General features: G+C 52.6%; 16 protein-coding genes. 1 reads left to right on the forward strand and 15 read right to left on the reverse strand.

The window, feature by feature from the left end:
* Positions 1-45: 45 nt before the first annotated feature.
* The 9 genes from AC0LWF_RS16835 to AC0LWF_RS16875 all read right to left on the reverse strand — a co-directional run bounded on the left by AC0LWF_RS16835 (position 46) and on the right by AC0LWF_RS16875 (position 9,000).
* Positions 46-921 carry an NAD-dependent epimerase/dehydratase family protein gene (locus AC0LWF_RS16835; RefSeq protein WP_474652893.1) on the reverse strand — a complete coding sequence of 292 codons (876 nt, stop codon included), beginning with the start codon at positions 919-921 and terminating at the stop codon, positions 46-48.
* A gap of 104 nt (positions 922-1,025) precedes the next feature.
* Positions 1,026-1,316 (reverse strand): late competence development ComFB family protein, encoded by a 291-nt coding sequence (locus tag AC0LWF_RS16840; protein WP_474652701.1) that lies wholly within the window; start codon positions 1,314-1,316, stop codon positions 1,026-1,028.
* Between the two features lie 106 nt (positions 1,317-1,422).
* Entirely contained in the window at positions 1,423-2,493 is a 1,071-nt protein-coding gene (locus AC0LWF_RS16845) for a glycoside hydrolase family 76 protein (RefSeq protein WP_474652702.1), read from the reverse strand.
* Positions 2,494-2,510: 17 nt separating this feature from the next.
* Positions 2,511-3,707 (reverse strand): glycoside hydrolase family 76 protein, encoded by a 1,197-nt coding sequence (locus AC0LWF_RS16850; protein ID WP_474652703.1) that lies wholly within the window; start codon positions 3,705-3,707, stop codon positions 2,511-2,513.
* 90 nt (positions 3,708-3,797) lie between these two features.
* Positions 3,798-5,327 (reverse strand): glycoside hydrolase family 76 protein, encoded by a 1,530-nt coding sequence (locus AC0LWF_RS16855; protein ID WP_474652704.1) that lies wholly within the window; start codon positions 5,325-5,327, stop codon positions 3,798-3,800.
* A 430-nt stretch (positions 5,328-5,757) separates the two neighbouring features.
* Entirely contained in the window at positions 5,758-6,930 is a 1,173-nt protein-coding gene (locus AC0LWF_RS16860; RefSeq protein ID WP_474652705.1) for a GntR family transcriptional regulator, read from the reverse strand.
* A 202-nt stretch (positions 6,931-7,132) separates the two neighbouring features.
* Entirely contained in the window at positions 7,133-7,306 is a 174-nt protein-coding gene (locus AC0LWF_RS16865) for a hypothetical protein (protein WP_474652706.1), read from the reverse strand.
* Between the two features lie 209 nt (positions 7,307-7,515).
* On the reverse strand, positions 7,516-8,262 hold the full coding sequence (locus tag AC0LWF_RS16870; protein WP_474652707.1) for a hypothetical protein: 747 nt from the start codon (positions 8,260-8,262) through the stop codon (positions 7,516-7,518).
* 192 nt (positions 8,263-8,454) lie between these two features.
* On the reverse strand, positions 8,455-9,000 hold the full coding sequence (locus AC0LWF_RS16875; protein ID WP_474652708.1) for a hypothetical protein: 546 nt from the start codon (positions 8,998-9,000) through the stop codon (positions 8,455-8,457).
* A 520-nt stretch (positions 9,001-9,520) separates the two neighbouring features.
* Here AC0LWF_RS16875 and AC0LWF_RS16880 point away from each other — a divergent pair.
* Complete coding sequence (locus tag AC0LWF_RS16880) at positions 9,521-10,534, forward strand: LLM class flavin-dependent oxidoreductase (RefSeq protein WP_474652709.1); 1,014 nt, start codon at positions 9,521-9,523, stop codon at positions 10,532-10,534.
* A 435-nt stretch (positions 10,535-10,969) separates the two neighbouring features.
* Here AC0LWF_RS16880 and AC0LWF_RS16885 read toward each other — a convergent pair whose 3' ends face one another.
* The 6 genes from AC0LWF_RS16885 to AC0LWF_RS16910 all read right to left on the reverse strand — a co-directional run bounded on the left by AC0LWF_RS16885 (position 10,970) and on the right by AC0LWF_RS16910 (position 18,485).
* Positions 10,970-11,383 carry an NUDIX hydrolase gene (locus tag AC0LWF_RS16885; protein WP_474652710.1) on the reverse strand — a complete coding sequence of 138 codons (414 nt, stop codon included), beginning with the start codon at positions 11,381-11,383 and terminating at the stop codon, positions 10,970-10,972.
* A gap of 23 nt (positions 11,384-11,406) precedes the next feature.
* Positions 11,407-12,447, reverse strand: coding sequence for a S66 family peptidase (locus AC0LWF_RS16890; protein WP_474652711.1), 1,041 nt, complete (start codon positions 12,445-12,447; stop codon positions 11,407-11,409).
* Between the two features lie 19 nt (positions 12,448-12,466).
* On the reverse strand, positions 12,467-13,336 hold the full coding sequence (locus AC0LWF_RS16895; protein WP_474652712.1) for an SDR family oxidoreductase: 870 nt from the start codon (positions 13,334-13,336) through the stop codon (positions 12,467-12,469).
* Between the two features lies 1 nt (position 13,337).
* Entirely contained in the window at positions 13,338-14,321 is a 984-nt protein-coding gene (locus AC0LWF_RS16900) for a phosphotransferase family protein (protein ID WP_474652713.1), read from the reverse strand.
* Positions 14,322-14,887: 566 nt separating this feature from the next.
* Positions 14,888-16,681, reverse strand: coding sequence for an ABC transporter ATP-binding protein (locus AC0LWF_RS16905; RefSeq protein WP_474652714.1), 1,794 nt, complete (start codon positions 16,679-16,681; stop codon positions 14,888-14,890).
* A 61-nt stretch (positions 16,682-16,742) separates the two neighbouring features.
* The gene (locus tag AC0LWF_RS16910; RefSeq protein ID WP_474652715.1) at positions 16,743-18,485 is read right to left on the reverse strand and encodes an ABC transporter ATP-binding protein; all 1,743 of its coding nucleotides are present in this window, start codon (positions 18,483-18,485) and stop codon (positions 16,743-16,745) included.
* Positions 18,486-18,534: the final 49 nt, after the last annotated feature.

Genomic DNA, 18,534 nt, shown 5'->3' on the forward strand with positions numbered 1-18,534 from the left:
CAACCTCAGCAGAGCCAAGGTGACCGTCAACTATCGATATCCTATCTATTCCGCGGCCAATTGCTTAATAAGCGGCGGCAGCCAATCATTCAGTTGTTTAAACGTATAGCCCGCAGCTTCTGCCTTCGCTGTGCTCATGTACCACGGCTCCGGCACGCCGAACGGCGACTCATGCTGCTTGTCCGTCTCGAGTGCGATGTATGCTTTCTTCCCGGTTGCTTCTTCGATGAGCGCCACGATGCCGCCTGGCGAAATCTCGCCTTTGGAGCAGGCATTAAACGAACCTACCGCATCCGAATGACCCAGCCAATCAAGGAAAGCCGCCGCCTCGTCAGCATCGATGAACGACATATGCGCATCCGTATTCGGCATGCCAATCGGCAGCTCCTGCTGCACATGCTCGACGTGGAAATGCAGCCGCCGCGTATAATCATCCGCACCTAGCACGATCGGGAAACGTACCGCCGCTGCGGGGAAGGATGCTTGCTGCAGGAAGATCGCTTCGACCAGACGCTTGCCTTCGCCATAATTGATATCAGGTGGGTACGGATTCGGCACCGTATACTCCAGCGCGTTGAAGTACTCCTCCGTCTTGCGCGGCTCCCCGAATGGATACACGCTCAGCGTAGACGTAACGATATATTTGCCCGCCTTGCCCGCGAACAGCTTCACCGCTTCCTCGGCTTCTGCCGGTTTAAAGCAAATGTTGTCGTACACCACATCATAAGAGGTATCGCCAATAGCTTCCTCAAGCGCCTTCGCATTCGTACGGTCCAGCTGCAAATGCTTCACTTGCCCACCGAATGGATGAGACAATCCGCCTCTTGTCACAATCGTTACCTGATCGCCTGCTTGCAGCAGCCGCTCCACCAGCTTCTTCCCAAAAAATCGTGTACCGCCCAGCACCAGCACATTTCGCATCATCGAACACTCCTTTTTCATAAAATCTATGTACCTATCTTGCCATATTGCGTCGCCACGAAGCAAAAAAAATCACCCATTCCTTAAGAATGGATGATTTCATTTCATACCCGATGATGCGGCTTCTGCTCAATCACCTGAACCGAATTCGTAATTTCCCTCAGCACATCCGACTGCTGCTGCGGGTTCATATAATGAGCCTTGATGTAGGCCTCGCCCTCCTGGCTGGAGGTATAATGCGCCTTGAGATGATTCAATGTCAGCAGCAAAATATCAAGCTTGCAATTGTCACAAGTACAATTGAGCACACCCGGCTTAACAAAATGCTCTTCTAATATATCAACCACAATTGGTTCCATCGCATTCATTACTCTCAAGTGACCCGAATAGTTCATGTGCACACTCCAATGCTTGTCTATAATGCCAATTATACTGGATTTCATTGGAATGTGAAGTGCATTTTTAGCAGATCTTTAGACACCCTTACCCACGCATGAAACCTTACACCACTTCGTCCAGTCTATCTGCTGCTCCAATGCCTTGGCGTTCCAGCGCTGCGAGCTGCTCCAGCAGCATGATGCCACTCAGCTGCGCGCTGAGCGTTACGCGCTCCACCGGCTGCGTTCCCCAGTTGGTATGAAATACGCAGCGCTCCGCATCCCTTCCGAGCGACCAAAGCGTTGCCCCGTTCCACGCGAGCAGCGGCGCTGCCGAGCGATGCTCCGGCTCTTCCTTCGCCAATTCGCCGAGGTAGCGGACAAGGATGCCCTTGAATAACCCGCCATCACCGTCTCCTTCATCCGGCAGTAAGCCGCTTATCGGTTCCGTCAGCTCCTGCTCAGCCGCAGCAGCCGTACGTAGCGCATCCTCCAAATATACACGCTCCCGCGTAATTCGGTACAGCTCTACACCCGCCCCAATGTAGACGCCTTGGCAATACGTGAATTTCCAATCCTTATCGATCTGCCCATCCCCGACACGATTCATGCCGTCCCAGACAAAGCCATTATCCGGGTTCACGAGATGATTCTTCAGCCAGTCGTAGATACGTATCGCCCAATCCAGGTCCTCCTGACGACCAAGCTGCTGGTACAGCTTCGCCGCGAGAATAATAGCCGGCCCGTTCGCAGGCGTATTCTTATAATCAAGCTGCGGCTTCTGCCACGAGATGCCTCCGCCCATAGTGTCGTTCCAGCCGGTCTTGATGTCCTCCCATAGCAGGAGAGCCGCCTCTTTATATCTCTCTACGCCAAGCGCCCGATAAGCTCGAAGCCAAGCGATGGCCATCCATTCCATGTCATCGTACAGCTCATTCGGAAACGCGCCGCCATTGCGCACCAGCAGGCCGTCATAGATTTCTTCCAGCTGCTGAGCATACCTCGCATCCCCTGTCCGGTTATACCCGTCGACGAGTGCATCCACCGCGTGCGCCATCCACCAATAATGAAAGATCGTATTGCACGCCCCATCCGGGCACGGAATTTCAATATCATACAGACGAATGGACGGATTCCAAAATAATGCCGACAACGCTTGCTGCGCCTCTTCCGCGCGATTATTCCATACCATCATGATCTAACACGACCTCCCTATTGCTGTTTCTCTGCTTGTGCCGCCTGTTCGAGCAGCATGACCCCACTAAGCTCCGTGCTCAGTTGAACGACCTCGTCTGGTGTTTGATCCCATGAATTGCTGAATAGCGCCTTATCCTCCGCCTTGCCATCTTCCCATAAGGTTTTCGCGTTGGTAAGCAGCATCTCGCGCAGATCCTTCTGAGTCGGATCGACCTTGATCAACTCGCCGATATAGCGAACCAGCACGCCTTTGAATAAGCCCGCGTCATCTCCACCCTCGAACGGCAGCATATTTGTCGTCGACGAGAGGAAATCGTTCTTCAAATTACCGACCGTCTTCCGCGCATCGTCGAGATACTTCTGCTCCTTTGTGATTTGGTACAGCTCCGCACCCGCGCCGATGAACACGCCTTGGCTGTAGGTGAACAACCAATTCTTGTCGACCGCGCCGTCGCCTTGGCGATTAATGCCGTCCCAGACTAGACCGGTATCCGGGTCCACCAGATTGCTCTTCTCCCAATCGTACAGCTTCTTTGCCCATTCCAAATCAGTGGCAGCCTTCGTATGCTCATATACCCGAGCTGCCAGTATAATCGCAGGCGCATTCGCCGGTGTATTCTTATAATCAGTCTGCGACTTGCGCCAAGCGATTCCGCCGCCCATCACATCGTTCCAGCCGGTCTGAATGTCTTGCCACAATGCCATCGACGCCTGCTGGTACCGTTCATCGCCTGTCGCGTCGTATGCCCGCAACCAAGCGAGCGCCATCCATTCCATATCGTCGTAATAATCGTTGATGAAATCGCCGCCGCCCCGTCCCAGCAAACCTTGATACAGCTTATCTAGCTGCTTCACATACTGCATATCGCCTGTCCGCTCGTAACCGTCTGTGAGCACATCGACAGCGTGCGCAAGCCACCAATAATTGAACGGGTTGTCACACTGTTGATCGATGCACGGTGCCGCATTGTTGAATAAGCCTCGATCCTCATTCCAGAACGAGCTCATCAGCTCCTTCTGCGCAAGATCAGCCCGCTCGCTCCATACGGACGGAGCGGCTTTATTAACGGTTCCTTTGGATGTGGCGGCCTCTCCTGTTATAGCTGTTCCTTCTATTGTTGCTGTACCGCCGGATCCCAATTGCCAAGCAGCCAGTCCGGCAATTACCAATGCCGCCGCTGCAGCCGTAATTATTATGCTTCTACGTTTCACCGAGATGCTCACCAACCTTCTTTACGAGAGAATGCCGCAGCTCCGCTCCAACTCCCGATTACGAGCGAAGCCGCGGCATCCGCCACTAGCTTATAGTCCTGAAATTTTATCGACGTTCAAATAATTGCTGTTGCCCTTGCTGCTGTCAAACCCGATGATCACTTTGTTGTAGCCTGCATTCAAGCTCAAATTGATCGTTACCGTGCTCCACGTGCCCCAGCTGCCTGTGCCCGGGAAGCTCAGGTTGTTCGCAACGACGGTTCCATTCACCGAGACATACCTGCTCGAATTACCCGCTCCGCCTGCATAGCGGATCGTCACCGTCTTCGTGCTCGCCGAGTTCTGATTGACGTTGAACGTGATCGTACCGGCTGTATTCCAGCCTGCCAAATAACCGCGTCCCGTAAAGCCCGCCTGTATGCTCTCCGAAATAATCGAGCCGCTCTTCAGCGCGTTCTCAGCCTCATACGTTCCGTTGCCAGCAATGTTGCCCGTGTAATTGTCCGCAGGTGTAAATTGCAGAATCGACGCGCCTGCCGCAGCGGCAATACTTTGCACGAAGCCCGTTCCTGTCGGCCCAGTCCAGTCGCTGCCGATGACGTTATCGCTAGTTCTGCGGTGATTGAACGCTTGCGTCGCATTTTGCTGCAGGAAGTTAAGGTAGGTCGCGTTGCCTGTTGCGATGCGGAGCTTGTTCAGGTTACGGGCAAAAACCATTTTGAACCCGGCTCCGTCATCCTCACCTTCATACAGCAGCGAGTAAGACAATGTCATGTTGTTAATGACATAATTCGCAGCATTGTTGGCATCGGTCAAATAGCTGCTCGTGCCAGTCGCTTGATATAGCGCCAGCGCTGCGCCTAGGAAGGTGCCATAGTTATACGTGAAATCCCAGTTGATGACCGTGCCCGATCCGCTGCCCTCGACGTGGTCGTTCACCTTGCTGCCACTGACCAGCTTGCTCTTAACCCAGCTATAGATCGTCGTTGCTTTGGTCAGATATGTGCTGTCGCCAGTCGCATTCTTCAGCTTGATTGCAGTCATGACCATCGGCGCGTTCGTCGCTACGTTCTTCTGCGCAGACGTGCCGTCGCGCTTCCACCAGATGCCGCCGCCATACGTGCTGTCGTAGAAGGAATAAATTTGGTCGAAGAGGAACGACGCCCGGTTGCGGTATTCCGCCGTACCCGTGATTTCGTAAGCCCGCATGCAGGCAAGCGCCCACCAGCCCAAATCGTCATTGAACGTATTCGTCATCATGTCGGTATACTTGGCGTTGAAGCCCGTGTAAATATCATTAATCATCGTGAGATACGTGCTGCTTCCAGTCCGTTCATACGCATCCATCACGGTTTCCCACAGCTGCGCTTCCCACCAGAAATCGGTATATAAGCCGCCGTTCGGTCCTGAAGCATGAGTATGTATGGCATGATCGCTATTCGTGTAGAAATATTTGGCCGTAGAGTCATAGAACGTGTTCACGAAGCCATTCATCGCCGTATCCGCATTCGCCGTAGTAAAGGCTTCTGCCTTATTGCCTCCGCCGATCGCTGGAATTAACAGCGCAGCCGCCAGCAGGACAGCTGCTGCCTTCTTGCCAAACCTCCATGCCAATTTCACCCGCATGCACTCCTCTTCCTTGTGGTTTGTGATTCCGACAAGCAATGATGTGATACTGGCGCGCCGTATGCGCGTGCCCGATTCGAACACCTCCTTCGCTTCGTTAACCATGAACGCAGCTGAATGCAGATTCATTAAAAGTTAAACAGGCCTTGCAAGCAGAAGTGAGATAAGAATGCCGAGCATAACCAATTAGGCGCCAGAAGAAGAGGACAGGTGTAAAAATCGAGGGATAGGCGGCGAAAGCTGTAAAGCGCTTACATTCATATTATTGGCACTTACCTAGTATGTCAATATAATTTCACATAACAATTAAGTTTATTTTTATACCATTTATAGGAAGTTGGTATATTAATAGAGACAGCCCTCTGGCGCGCTTGCGCCAAAGGGCTGCCCTAGTCAACCTTCATGCATCGTTTCTTGTAACTTGCTATTTACGCTCCCGCAGCTTCATAGGCCCAGTTGACTTGCCGAGCATCAGCGTCGCATCCAGCAGCGTCTTGTTCGGAAGCGTCTCGCCTGCCCGCAGCTTCAACACGTTCTCGAAGGCGATTCGTCCTATCTCTAACTGGTTCTGCTTCATGTGAGTAAGCGGGAATGCGCCGTTAATTTCCGGACTGTCGAAGCAAATGATCGACAAATCCTCCGGCACTTTCAGTCCGAGCTCGTTCGCCGCGCGCTGTGCTAGCTGCGCAATGTTGTACTCGGTCGCGAAAATCGCCGTAATTTGCGGATACTCCCGCAAGTGCCTGGCAATCTTCTCGATATCGCGCACTCGATTCTCCTCGGCATTTCCTTGCGGCAGGGAAGACGTAATGTCTTCGATCCACAGCTCGCGGTCGACCATAATGCCACTCTCCGCATGCGCTTGGATGAAGCCCTCAATTCGCTCTTCAATCGCCGTTGTATCCATCGGCGGAGGCGTCAGAAATGCGATCGACTTGTGCCCGAGCCTGAACAGATAGTTCGTGCCTTCAATCGCCGCTTTCGCATTGTCCGTGCTGATGGAGCCTGCGGATATCCCTTTAAGATGGCGGTCGATAAGCACGAACGGGAATTTCATAATCGCGAGCTTTAAGATCTCCGCATTGAAGTACTCCCCTTGCGCCGGAAAAATAATCAGGCCGTCGACCCCAAGCTCCAGCAGTCCTTGAATGGCTTGCTCCTCATACGCAGGGATGCCGAAGGAACGGCGCAGCACGAGATAGCTGTCATTGGCGCGTGACGCCTCCTCCATGCCGTAAATGAGCGCGGTGCCGTAGCTGTCGGCGAAATCGGTAATGACGAGGCCAATGAGCAGCTTCCCACCTGTATGGCGCAGCCGCCCAGGCTGCTGCCCAGTGCTGTTCGCTGTTTTGGCAGCCAGTTTCTGCTGTGGCTCTGCCACAAACGACCCACGCCCCGGCTGGCGGACGATATAGCCTTCAGTCGACAGCATTTCCAGCGCTTTCTTGCTCGTAATGCGGCTGACGCCGTGCTCGTCGCCAAGCTCCTTCTCGGATGGAACGCGGTCGCCAACAACGTACTTCCGCTCTATAATCTGATCGCGCAGCTCTTCGAATATTTTCTCATACATCGGTTTGGATCCAGACTCGCCTGACATAAGTGGAGACCTCCATAAACTGACAATGGCGCGCCGCCAGGGCAGCTTCGTTTATAACTCTTGTATACCAATATATCATGATATATCCCTCTTTCCAATTGGAAATGATATATCGGCTTTCCACGTGAAAAAGGCTCCCCCCAAGTAGACGCTCTACTTGAAGAAAGCCTTGGTATATGTGAGCGACGATGACGAGAATTGCTCAAGCTTCTGCAGTTGCCAGGAGTTCCTGCTTCAGGAATGAGATGAACCGAAGGGATTCATCAACTGTAAGCTGCTTGCCATGCTGCGTGAACTGAAACTTCTCCGCGATTTCTTGATCCGATAGATGAAGCTGATTAACAAGCGACTGCACTTCTTTCGTAAGCTCTGCCATTCTAATCCACTCCTCTAGTAATCTTCTTTGCACTCATCATAGCAGGTAAGTTTCAGATAATTATGAGGAGAGTATAAGCAAATGATTAGATTTGATTAGATTGGAAAAGCCTTCGAGATCAACCGGCTAATCAATCAGCGTGTAGCCTGGGATGTCGGTTATGAGGTAGATGTTGTCCATGTTTGGCATAGGTGGAAGGGACCTCCTTTCTATTCCGGTTTTATTTTGCCGATATATCCCACTCCAGGCTCTAGATCGTTGTAATTCATCTGAGGGTCTATGCTCCAGCGTTTCGCAATTGCAAGCACATCCTCTTCACTCGGCAACCACATATCTTCATCCCCTACGGCATTCCGGTCTTTAAACCGGAAACCTAGAGCACGCTCTTCTACCGTAACGGTCCCTTCCTCCCAAAATACATCACCTTCCGAACCGAATGCCCTTGTGATTCTGCCATTGCTGGCTTTTGCCCAAACATAATAATTAACGACCCTGTGCGAGCCGTAATAATGTACTTCGTCGAACACCTTGCTAAGCCTCTCCAAGATTGGCTTAATTTCGTTCACATGGTCAACTCCGCCCGCGCTCGGCATTGCGTTCCCGATTACAAGAACCCCGCCCTTAACCGCAGGTGTGATAAAGATATAATCCCCATAAGCACTCTCGATACCATTTGCCCAATTCGATCGCTGCAAGCCGGTAACAGACAACTGTTCAATAACCTTTTCCACGCTGTCCGTCTGAATTGCGAGCCACTGGATTTTGTAACCGAAAGGGACAGGGTGGTCGGGTTTCGGCTGCCCGGATAATGCTTGAACGTTTGATACTTGCACGTTTGGCGCTTGCACGTTTGGCGGCGATGAAGGAGCGATTATCCGGTTAAGTTCTTGGTTAATTTCCTGACTAGGCTGGGGCTCCTCGTTCGATTTGAAAAGCTTTTTTAGGAATGAGAGCATTAGGTTTCTCTCCTTTGCGGGTGATTTAATTCACTATGAATGTTCACAATTATTGCAGAACGACTCTATATCTACAAGCTCTATCTCTTTATTCAACTCTTTCTGAAGCCAATCTAACACGGACTTTTTAACCATTTTGCGCAAAGATGCAACCATCCGAACATTCCATCACGCTCTACGCTGCCTATTTGCTCAATCCTTCAATCTTTCAAGCATTTCGTTAATGCTATGTAACTCGATCCGGTCGCTCTCTTCCCGCAAATCCAAATACTCATGCTCCGCCGTAATCTTCAGTTGATTATTAGCAAAAAAGCGCAGTAATCTGGCCGCTTCTTGACTAATTAAATCTGATTTCGCTTCAGCAGCTTCGAGAATATAGGATAAAGCTATAAATCTCAGGAATGTGTATCCATCACCATAATAACCGCAATATTCATCGTAGAGTATCTCACATATCGCTAATAACTCACTACTGGGCTGTGTTAGTTCAGATAAATAGGTAATGATCCTTTCTTGCTCATACACACCAATATCGATTAAGCCTCTAATTTGCTTCTCGCATTCTTCATCTGCATATTTATCTTTGTAATTACGCGAAACAAACGCCATATACAATTGTTTACTTAGAATGTCTTCCAGCTCATCATGCTCATATAACCACTGTTCAAACTGAAGTAAACTGACTTTGCCTTTGAGAAAATCATACATATATTTGTGAGCCGAATATTTATCGAGCATATCAATCCCCCTCTGCGATTCTTCAGGGTACAAACTTCCTTAGTTTATCATTTCCAGCAGTTCTCCGTATATGAATGATGTGCTAACGGATCACAGAGCGCTTATTCGGCGAAAATTAGCTTTAAAATAGAACTAACGGAACCCAGAAACATTATTGGGACCTGAAGTTGGTTTTTGCGTGCATTTCAAGGCAAATAAGGTGTCTGTGGTCAATTAGCTACTGAAAAGCAGTGTTTTTGGCAAAATAAGCGCTGTGGGTTACGTTAGACGTGGATTCATGCGGCATAGCTCTGCGAGAGCTCGAATAATGTGTGCGTACCGCGCAACTCGCCAGTGCGTCATCATACTAAGCAAATCGAACCGACCGCCTTTGGGCCGCTCGATCACTTTCCGCTTGGCTGCGGCGTATATCTGTTATATGTATATTTACTTGTAAAAAGTTAGCTGCTTGCTATTCATTTGTCACTGTTCCATAATGAAATGGATCCAATCATTCATCGTTTATAGGAGGTCAGTTACTATGACTGATACCATACAAGTTCCACTATCCGTCTTGGACCTTGCGCCCGTTATTGAAGGCGCAACACCAGCGGATGCATTCCGCAATACGCTTGAGCTTGCCCAGCATGCCGAGCGGTTAGGCTACAACCGCTACTGGCTGGCGGAGCATCACAATATGGCGGGCATCGCCAGCTCCGCCACCTCCGTTGTCATCGGCTATGTCGCTGGCGGCACGGAGCATATTCGCGTCGGCTCCGGGGGCATTATGCTGCCCAACCATGCGCCGCTTGTCATCGCCGAGCAGTTCGGCACTTTGGAGTCGATGTACCCGGGCCGCATCGACCTCGGCCTTGGCCGCGCGCCGGGCTCCGACCAGACGACAGCGCGCGCGCTGCGGCGTGATCTCGCGACGCACGGGCAGGAATTCCCCGAGCTGCTCGCTGAGCTGCGCGCCTACTTCCATCCGCCGGCGGATGACTATCGCCCTGTGCGCGCGACGCCGGGTGAAGGCAGCGACGTGCCGATTTGGCTGCTCGGCTCCAGCGGCTTCAGTGCGAAGCTGGCCGGCGAACTTGGGCTGCCCTTCTCGTTCGCGAGCCATTTTGCGCCGGAGTACTTGATGCCGGCGATCCATCTGTACCGCAGCTCCTTCCGTCCATCGGAGGCGCTGGCGAAGCCGTATATTATGATCGGCGTGAACATCGTCGCCGCCGACACCGATGCGGCGGCACGTTACCTTGCGACATCGCAGCAGCAGCAGTTCCTTAGCCTCATCCGCGGTCGCCCCGACAAGCTGAAGCCGCCGATCGACAACATGGATGAGCTCTGGCTCCCGCATGAACGGGACGCGCTGCAGTCCAAGTTCAAGTACGCAATCGCCGGCAGCAAGAGCACCGTAGAAGCTCGGCTGCAGGAAATTCTGCGCGAGACGATGGCAGATGAGCTCATCGTCACTTCGCAGATTTACGACCACAAGACGCGTCTGCGGTCGTATGAGATTGTCGCGGAAGCGGCTGGGTTGACGCGCAGCTAATAGAAAAGCCCTTTGCTCACGGCCAGAGTACTCTCGGCTAAGCAAAGGGCTTTTTTCATTAGATCAATATTCTTACTTTTTTACAATTCCAATACACCGCTTACAATACAACCTTCTTCGTCCTGTCTATAATCAACTCATAACTTGTACACGAGGAGTGAACAAACATGTTGTTGAAGTGGACAGAGCAGAATCAAGTAAAAGAAGTATCGGAGCAGGACAAGAAGGAGATTGTCATCGAGCAGCCACGTTCATGCTTTGCATCGTCTATGAGACCATGTGCCAAGTGTGCAAGCTGTAAGCTAGTGCGTAAGCCGTAGCTTTGGAGCTCTTTATCTTACTAATTTACAATATTATTTCATAGCACTTGTCTTCTCTTATAATGCGGAGCTCTAAGCGCTTGCAACCCCAATCGACTAGTCACTATTCTCCAAGTTATTGTTGAAATAATCCCATACTCATATTTACCTGCTCCATCATGTGCCCAATATTCCCTTCCCCCGCATAGAGGGACATGTCGAAGAAATCATGGTCCAGATCAGACCAATACAGTTCGTTCTCATCGCCCACTACGGTGACGGCGCGCTTCAATCTGCCTGCGTAAACCTCCACGTAGCAATCCTGCAAGTAATACTTGAAATCCATAATATGATGCAGCACGACGTCTGCCGCACGAATGCTCGTCTCTTCTTCAAGCTCGCGATATGCTGCATCTATTCCCGCTTCTCCAGGCTCGATTTTGCCGCCGACGAGGTTGCTCAATCCTTTGTACGGCTCCTTCAGCCTCTTGCACATGAGCAGCCTGTCCATCTCCGGATTGTATATCATCAAACAGTTATAGCCTTGCACCAGCTTCCCTCCTCGAATCCTCTTTATCTAAAATATTGCTTAACCGTTCCGCTACCCGCTTCCACGTCTACTTCCACTTCAGCCAGAGCGCCATTGATTAACGTAAGCTGCGGCGGCACATGCCCGCAATCGATATCGTAGATAATCGGCAAGCCGAGCTCGTCTGCCAGATCGGCATAGACATCCTCAATCGTGTAATCCTCTACTGGGCGATTCGCTGGGCTGCGTCCGAACATAATGCCGGAGCAATGATCGAACCAACCTGCCAGCTTCATCTGAATGAGCGACCTGCGCACATCCGTCGTGACCAGCTCGCAATTCTCGAGATACCACAGCAGCTTCTCCCCCGGGATGTAAGCTTCCCTGAAGGCAGCTACATCGCCATACGGCGTACCGATTAAATGCCGGATCACATCGATGCAGCCACCAAGGAGCCGACCCTGCAGTTGAAGCTTGCTCTCGACTTGTTGACCGCTTGGCAATAGCGTTCTCCACTGCGTAGGCTCGGACAATTTAAACACATTCGGACCTTTATCCATCGGCCATTCTTTCTGATAGTAGCTTGAAGAATGCTGGACAACGGACTCGCCTGATCCTGTCGATAGAACCGACCACCACATCTCAGTCGTCTCATCCGTCGTCTCGCCGCGCAGATCAACGATGTTCGTTCCATGCGCTGTCGCAATGCCCGTCTTCAGCGTAATGGCAAGCAGCAGCACGCTGAGGTCCGAGTAGCCCATCACCCATTTGCATGGCAGCTTGTCATACTCCACTTGGTCTATTAGTTCAATGAGCAGCTCGCCGCCCCACGGCGGAATGATCAGATCAATATCAGCTGCCTGGATCATCGCATTAAACTGTTGTGCTCGCTCGGCGGCTGGCGCGGATTTCGCTTTATTTTGCGTCCAAACCGTGTCTCCGAATTGAACCTGCAATCCCCGTAAGCCTAACCGCTCACGAGCCTGCTCCAGCCAGTGATGCCTGCTCGCGTCCACCCCGGAGGAAGGCGCGGTTACGCCGATTGTCGCATTGGCTAGCAGCCGCGGATATTGAATCTTGCTCATCGCACATCGCTCCTCGTCTTTAAATATCGTATCGGAATCCCACTGTTCCCTCGCTCCAGCTCCAGAATCGCCCCGCCGCTTCAGCGGAATTAGCGAGCTCCGTCACTGCAATCGGTTGTTTCTTGTAGAAATATTCACCGGTCTTCCCGCTGACTTGCGCCGAACTTGCTAGATACACCGCCGTCGCAGAACCCTCTTCTGCCGTCTGAAAGAACGGACGCATGAGCTTATGGACAAGCCTGCCAAAGCCGGTCGTCCGATTTACGCCGATATCGGTGGAGACGACGCCGGGGTGGAGCGCATAGACCGGAATTCCTGTTCCTTGCAGACGTCGTGCGAGCTCCTTGGTGAACCAGATGTTCGCCAGCTTCGACCTGCTGTAAGCCCGCCACACCGCAAAATCCTTCTTCATCCCCGGGTCCTCATAATTCATCTTCCCAATCTTATGCGCACCGGACGACACGTTGATAATTCGCGCCGCATCGCTTTGCCGCAGCAGCGGGAGCAGAAGCCCTGTCAGCAAAAAATGACCCAGATGGTTCACGCCAAGCTGCCGCTCGAAGCCATCTGTCGTCTCTTCCCTCTTCAGCGTAATGACGCCTGCATTGTTGACGAGCACATCGAGACGGCTTGTTCGACCAGCAAGCTCCGCAGCCGCAGCTCGGATGCTTGCAAGAGAAGCGAGATCACACAGCAGCAGCTCGGCATCCTGCCGCCCCGACTTGCGGTTGACTTCATCAACTGCGGCCTGCCCCTTCTCCTTGTTTCGAACCAGCAGGTAGACCTTCATGCCATGATCTGCGGCAAGGAGCGCAGCGGTCGCGCGCCCCATCCCTCCACTCGCTCCTGTTACTAGCGCAACTCGCTGTGTATGGCTGTTACTCAACATTTTAAGGGTCACTCCTGTCACTTCGTAATAATTGAACACACTGCGATAAGCTGTCTAGCGTTTCCTCCAGCTGCGCCTCAAGCTGCCGGATCGTCCATTTGCCATCAACACCTGCTAGCTGCTTCAGGTCGCCGGCGATCAGCAGCAGCATCCATAGCGAGAATAGTGCAGTGAATAGATAGTAGCCTTGCTTGAATGGTTGTGCGTTCAGCTGTGCGCCTTGCTCAGCAGCTTGCTCGAGGTAGCGGTCCAGCAAACGTTCGCGTGCGGGGATGCTCATCGTTTTGGGAAAATCAGGATGCGAAAAATCAATCACGTGGTATAAGTCCCAATAACGGCAGTTCAGATGGGCATGCTCCCAATCAAGCACGCGGACGAAGCCCTGTACACGCGAATAGTTGCCGAGGTGCAGATCACCGTGAGACAGTACGTCTCGGGCCCGGTAGGTTGTCAGCGAGCTTCGCCCCGTAAGTGCGTTCAGCTGTTCAATCATGGATTGCGGCGCTGTGAATCTGGCTGCTAATGATTCCGTTAGTTCATTGCGCCTGTTCAGCACCTGATCAGAGATGTCCTCAATATGCGGCTTCGGGCCAAGCAGCGGCTGCCCACTTAGGTGTTGGACGGGGAGCGAATGCCACCAAGCGATATGGTCGATCAGCTCCAGTGCCGCAGCCTCCTCGAAAATATGCGTAAGCGCGCCTAAGTCCTCGAACAGCTGCCAGCTTTTCTCGCCTGCTGCTGCCCCTGAAGCAGCAAGCAGCTGCGGATAGATCGGAGGAAAAGACATTTTACGCAAAATATGCTCATACACCCAGCCCTCCTGCCCGAGCTGCTTCTCATTCGTGAGCGGTTTATAGATTACGGTGTGTTCCGGCGTAAGGTAGACCCTCTCCACGCTTTTGCCGTTCATCCCCGTGTATAGTGTTTCTCTGCGCCATATGCGGCTCGCATCCAGCGTGCCATCCGGTAAAATTAGATCCTTCACAACGAGTAACCTCCTTTTCAGGAAACTTTACCCAATAAGACCATTCTACATGATTTGGCTTCGGTTTTGGGTGCCGAATAGCCGCGGATCGGGATGACTTCGCTACGTCCCGTCCGTTTCGACGATCGTTCCCGTGGTACTTCGTACCAAAGTCACTCTCGTTCGAAACGGTCGGCGCTACGCTACGCATCCCTTTACCCCCGCGGTCGGCAAAACCTCCGCTTGCAGAGAACAGCTGTCAATTACTGCGGCAGCTGGAGTGCAGGACCTAAACCAGCTTAGCTTATTGGACGCTAGTCCTCCTTGCTGGCCACTCTCTCCCGCCAAAGTGTAGCCCTGGGGGATACTCTTGCTCCGTTTCCGTCTCATTTCTGCCAATCTGAGGTATCTTCTACTTCTCTTGGTTACTTTGCTAGCCTCTTCCCTCATGTGAGGTATTGCGTGCCCCTTCTGCCACTCTTGTCCACCAAACCAGCTTCTTTCACAACTACCCGACCGCCGCCCCTATCCCGGAGGCGAACAAAAAAAGAGCAACGGATTTCCCGTTGCTCTCACTATCAAACCCGCTACACCGTCGGACCCGCCGACGCTGTGACCGCGCCGCCGCTGCCCGGCGCAGCAGCTGCATGACCTTCGCCGGTCTGCAGCTGGTACATCTTATAGTACCTGCCCTGCAGCGCCATGAGCTCGCGGTGGTTGCCGCGTTCGACGATCTCGCCGCGGTGCAGGACGAGAATTTGATCGGCCTCGCGGATCGTCGAGAGCCGGTGCGCGATGACGAGCGTCGTCCGGCCTTCGCTGACGACCTTCAGCGCCTGCTGGATGAGGCCCTCCGTCTCGCTGTCGATGCTCGCCGTCGCCTCATCGAGGATGAGAATGCTCGGGTCGAACGCCAGCGCCCTCGCAAAAGAAATCAGCTGCCGCTGCCCGCTCGACAGCGTGTTGCCGCGCTCTACCACCGGCTCGTCGTAGCCGCCAGGCAGCTGCTCGACGAAAGAAGCCGCGCCGACATCACGCAGCGCGTCCTTCACGCGCTCGAGCGTAATGTCCTTGTTGTACAGGCTGACATTGAACTTAATGTCGCCTGCGAACAAGAACGGATCCTGCAGAACAATGCCCATGTGCTTGCGCAAAGCCTGCTTCGACAAGCCGCGAATATCGCGGCCGTCAATCGAAATCTCCCCTTGCTGCGGTTCATAGAAGCCGAGCAGCAGGTTCATGATGGAGCTTTTGCCAGAGCCGGTATGGCCGACCAGCGCTACCGTTTCCCCTTTGCGTGCCTCGAACGAAATGTTCTTCAGCACGTTCTCGCCTTCCTTATACGCGAACGTAACGCCGTCGAACTTCACGACGCCCTCCGGACGTCCTTCGCCTGCAGCATCATCCACTTCCGAGCCTTCCAAATCCATAATAGCGAACACCTTCTCCGCTGAGACAAAAGCTCGCTGCGCATTCGTCAGCTGATCGAAGATGCCGATAATCGGCATGAATATCCGCCCCAAATAATCAATAAAGGCATAGAATACGCCGAATTCAATCCCCGTCTTGAGCGACTGACCGCCAAAATACCACACAACGCCGGCAGTGACCAAGCTGCCGATCGTGCCGACGATATTCCGCGAAGACAACGAGAACACGCGGAACTGCTTCACTTGATTCACGTAACGGTCCTCGTTCAGCACCTCGAACTCATCCAGCGTAATCTTTTCGCGCCGGAACGCTTGAATGATCGGCATAACGACGATGGACTCATTGATCATGGCATTCATGTCACTTAGACGAGCGCGCATGATCGTGATGAAGATTTTCGAATACTTCAGGTGAATGTACATGATGACTGCAAACAGCGGCGGCAGCAAGAGAGCGAACATCGCCAGCCGCGCGTCGAGGATGAACAGCGCAGTGAAAATCCCCGTTAGCTGCACGAGGCTCACCACGAACGTTGCCATGAAGCTCATGAACAGATCGCGCACCGCCTCCGTATCGTTCGCAATCCGCGATACGACCTGCCCAATCGGCGTATTGTCAAAATACCGCAAAGGGATCCGCCCGATATGGCGCATCAAATCCATCCGCATGTTCTTAATAATCCGCAACGCCGTTACTTGCAGCAGATAGGATTGCGTAAAGTTGCAAATACCTGCCGTAACCAGCAGCCCGAGGTAAAGACCGAGCAACCGCAGTACAGCCGGCAAATCGTTCTCCTTGAGCGAGAGATGCTTATCGATTATCGTCTTCGTTATAAAAGGACCGCCAAGCTCCGCGCCAACCGCACAGCATAGGATGAGCAGCGCTGCGATAATCCGGTACTTGTAGACGAGCGCGTAGCCAAGCAGCCGTCTCGTCGTCGATTGGTTCATAGCTACCTCCTGGATTTCATTTTCCCTGCATTCACGCATTCCTGCATTCCTGCATTCCTGCTTACTCTTCCAAGCTCGCTTCCATCTGCTGCCGATCCCACTGCTGCTTATACCATCCGCCGAAGAACATAAGCTCTTCGTGCGTACCTTCTTCAATAATACGCCCTTCATCGAGCACGAGAATCCAGTCCGCATGGCTGACCGCAGACAGTCGGTGCGTCGAGATTAACGTCGTCTTACCTGCCCGATTCTGTCTGATGTGATGCAATATCGCACTCTCCGTTCGCGCATCCACCGCTGACAACGAATCATCGAGCATCAATATCTCCGAATCGATCAAGAGCGCCCGCGCAATCGCAAGCCTCTGCTTCTGACCGCCTGAGAGCATAACCCCGTTCTCTCCGACGATCGTTCCGAGCCCTTCCGGCATACCCGCGATATCCGAGGTGAACGAGGCCATCTCAACCGCCTTCCGAATCTCTTCGTCCGAGGCATCCGGCTTGCCAAGCGCGATGTTATCGCTGATCGACTTCGACAGCAGGAGATGCTCCTGCGGCACGTAACCGATCCAGCTTTTTACAAGATCAATCGCGATCTGTTCAATAGGGACGCCCGAAATATACAGCCGATTCGGCTCTAGCTGATACTGCCTGAGCAGCTGCTTCAGCAGCGTGCTCTTTCCGCTTCCGGTACGGCCAACAATGCCAAGCGTCTGCCCGCGTTCGAGCTGGAACGAGACATCCCTGAGGCTCGGCTGATTAGCCGTCGGATAGGTGAACGTCAGTCCCTTCATCTCAATCCGTTCTGGCCGCGCCACGGCAACAGGCTTCGCTGAATCAGCAAGATCCGGTTTCTCATCGAACGCGACTTGCAGCCGATCCGCGGAAGCGCTGCCACGTTGAAGCACGTTAATGAACTCGCCGAAGGAGATCATCGGCCATATTAACATCCCTAAATAAATATTAAACGAGATTAACTGTCCGAGCGTAATCTCATCATGAAACACCATGTACGAGCCGTAACCGATACCGATTGAATAACTGATACCGACAATAATAGAGATAAGCGGCTGGAACAAAGCATTCAGACTCGACACTTCCCGGTTCCGCTCCAGTACGTCGGTCGTCACGCTATCGAACGCGGATAAGTCATGACTCTCCTGCACATAGGAGCGAATGACGCGAATGCCGGAGATGGACTCCAGCGCGTGATTGTTCATCGTACCGAACGCATCCTGCGCGGCAAGGAAGCGTGTTCGAACACGCTTGCCAAGCTTGCTGATCACAACGGCGAGGAGCGGCAGCGGAATGAGAGCTGCAAGCATCAGCTTATAATCAATCAAGGAAACCATCGTAATGATAACGACAGAAGCGCCGACAAGCGTGTTCACGAGTGTCATAACCCCGTAACCGGCGGTGTTGCCGATCGCGAGAATATCATTGGTCGCAAGCGCCATCAGCTGTCCCGTATTGTTGCGCTGGAAGAACGATGGCGTCATCCGTGTGAGATGCGCCAGAAATCGCCCCCGAAGCAGCTTCTCGATGAGCACGGAATTGCCGTACAGCGTGGTTATCCAGATATAGACGAGTACATATAATAACAAGGATAAGCCTAGCAACAGCAGCACTGTGCTGCTTAATTGCGATGCCGTCAGATTCCCGCCGCGAATGCGGTCAATGGTGTTCCCGATCATTTTGGGCGGGACGGTCTGCAGCAGGCTCACGATTGTCATTAGACTTATCGCCACCGTATAGTACAGCCATCTCTCTTTGAAAAACCATTTAAGCCGTGATACGAAAGACAACACATTCCCTCCTCGATCTTGTGTCTTGCTTTCAAATCTTGACTACATC

Source organism: Paenibacillus sp. sgz302114, from assembly GCF_056120345.1.

What these genes read in the sequence shown, in the direction of transcription:
- AC0LWF_RS16865 (WP_474652706.1), bottom strand. Translation starts at nt 7,306, where the DNA reads ATGGCAGAGCTTACGAAAGAAGTGCAGTCGCTTGTTAATCAGCTTCAT.
- AC0LWF_RS16835 (WP_474652893.1), bottom strand. Translation starts at nt 921, where the DNA reads ATGCGAAATGTGCTGGTGCTGGGCGGTACACGATTTTTTGGGAAGAAG.
- AC0LWF_RS16845 (WP_474652702.1), bottom strand. Translation starts at nt 2,493, where the DNA reads ATGATGGTATGGAATAATCGCGCGGAAGAGGCGCAGCAAGCGTTGTCG.
- AC0LWF_RS16890 (WP_474652711.1), bottom strand. Translation starts at nt 12,447, where the DNA reads ATGAGCAAGATTCAATATCCGCGGCTGCTAGCCAATGCGACAATCGGC.
- AC0LWF_RS16880 (WP_474652709.1), top strand. Translation starts at nt 9,521, where the DNA reads ATGACTGATACCATACAAGTTCCACTATCCGTCTTGGACCTTGCGCCC.
- AC0LWF_RS16870 (WP_474652707.1), bottom strand. Translation starts at nt 8,262, where the DNA reads ATGCTCTCATTCCTAAAAAAGCTTTTCAAATCGAACGAGGAGCCCCAG.
- AC0LWF_RS16905 (WP_474652714.1), bottom strand. Translation starts at nt 16,681, where the DNA reads ATGAACCAATCGACGACGAGACGGCTGCTTGGCTACGCGCTCGTCTAC.
- AC0LWF_RS16895 (WP_474652712.1), bottom strand. Translation starts at nt 13,336, where the DNA reads ATGTTGAGTAACAGCCATACACAGCGAGTTGCGCTAGTAACAGGAGCG.
- AC0LWF_RS16875 (WP_474652708.1), bottom strand. Translation starts at nt 9,000, where the DNA reads ATGCTCGATAAATATTCGGCTCACAAATATATGTATGATTTTCTCAAA.
- AC0LWF_RS16860 (WP_474652705.1), bottom strand. Translation starts at nt 6,930, where the DNA reads ATGTCAGGCGAGTCTGGATCCAAACCGATGTATGAGAAAATATTCGAA.
- AC0LWF_RS16840 (WP_474652701.1), bottom strand. Translation starts at nt 1,316, where the DNA reads ATGAACTATTCGGGTCACTTGAGAGTAATGAATGCGATGGAACCAATT.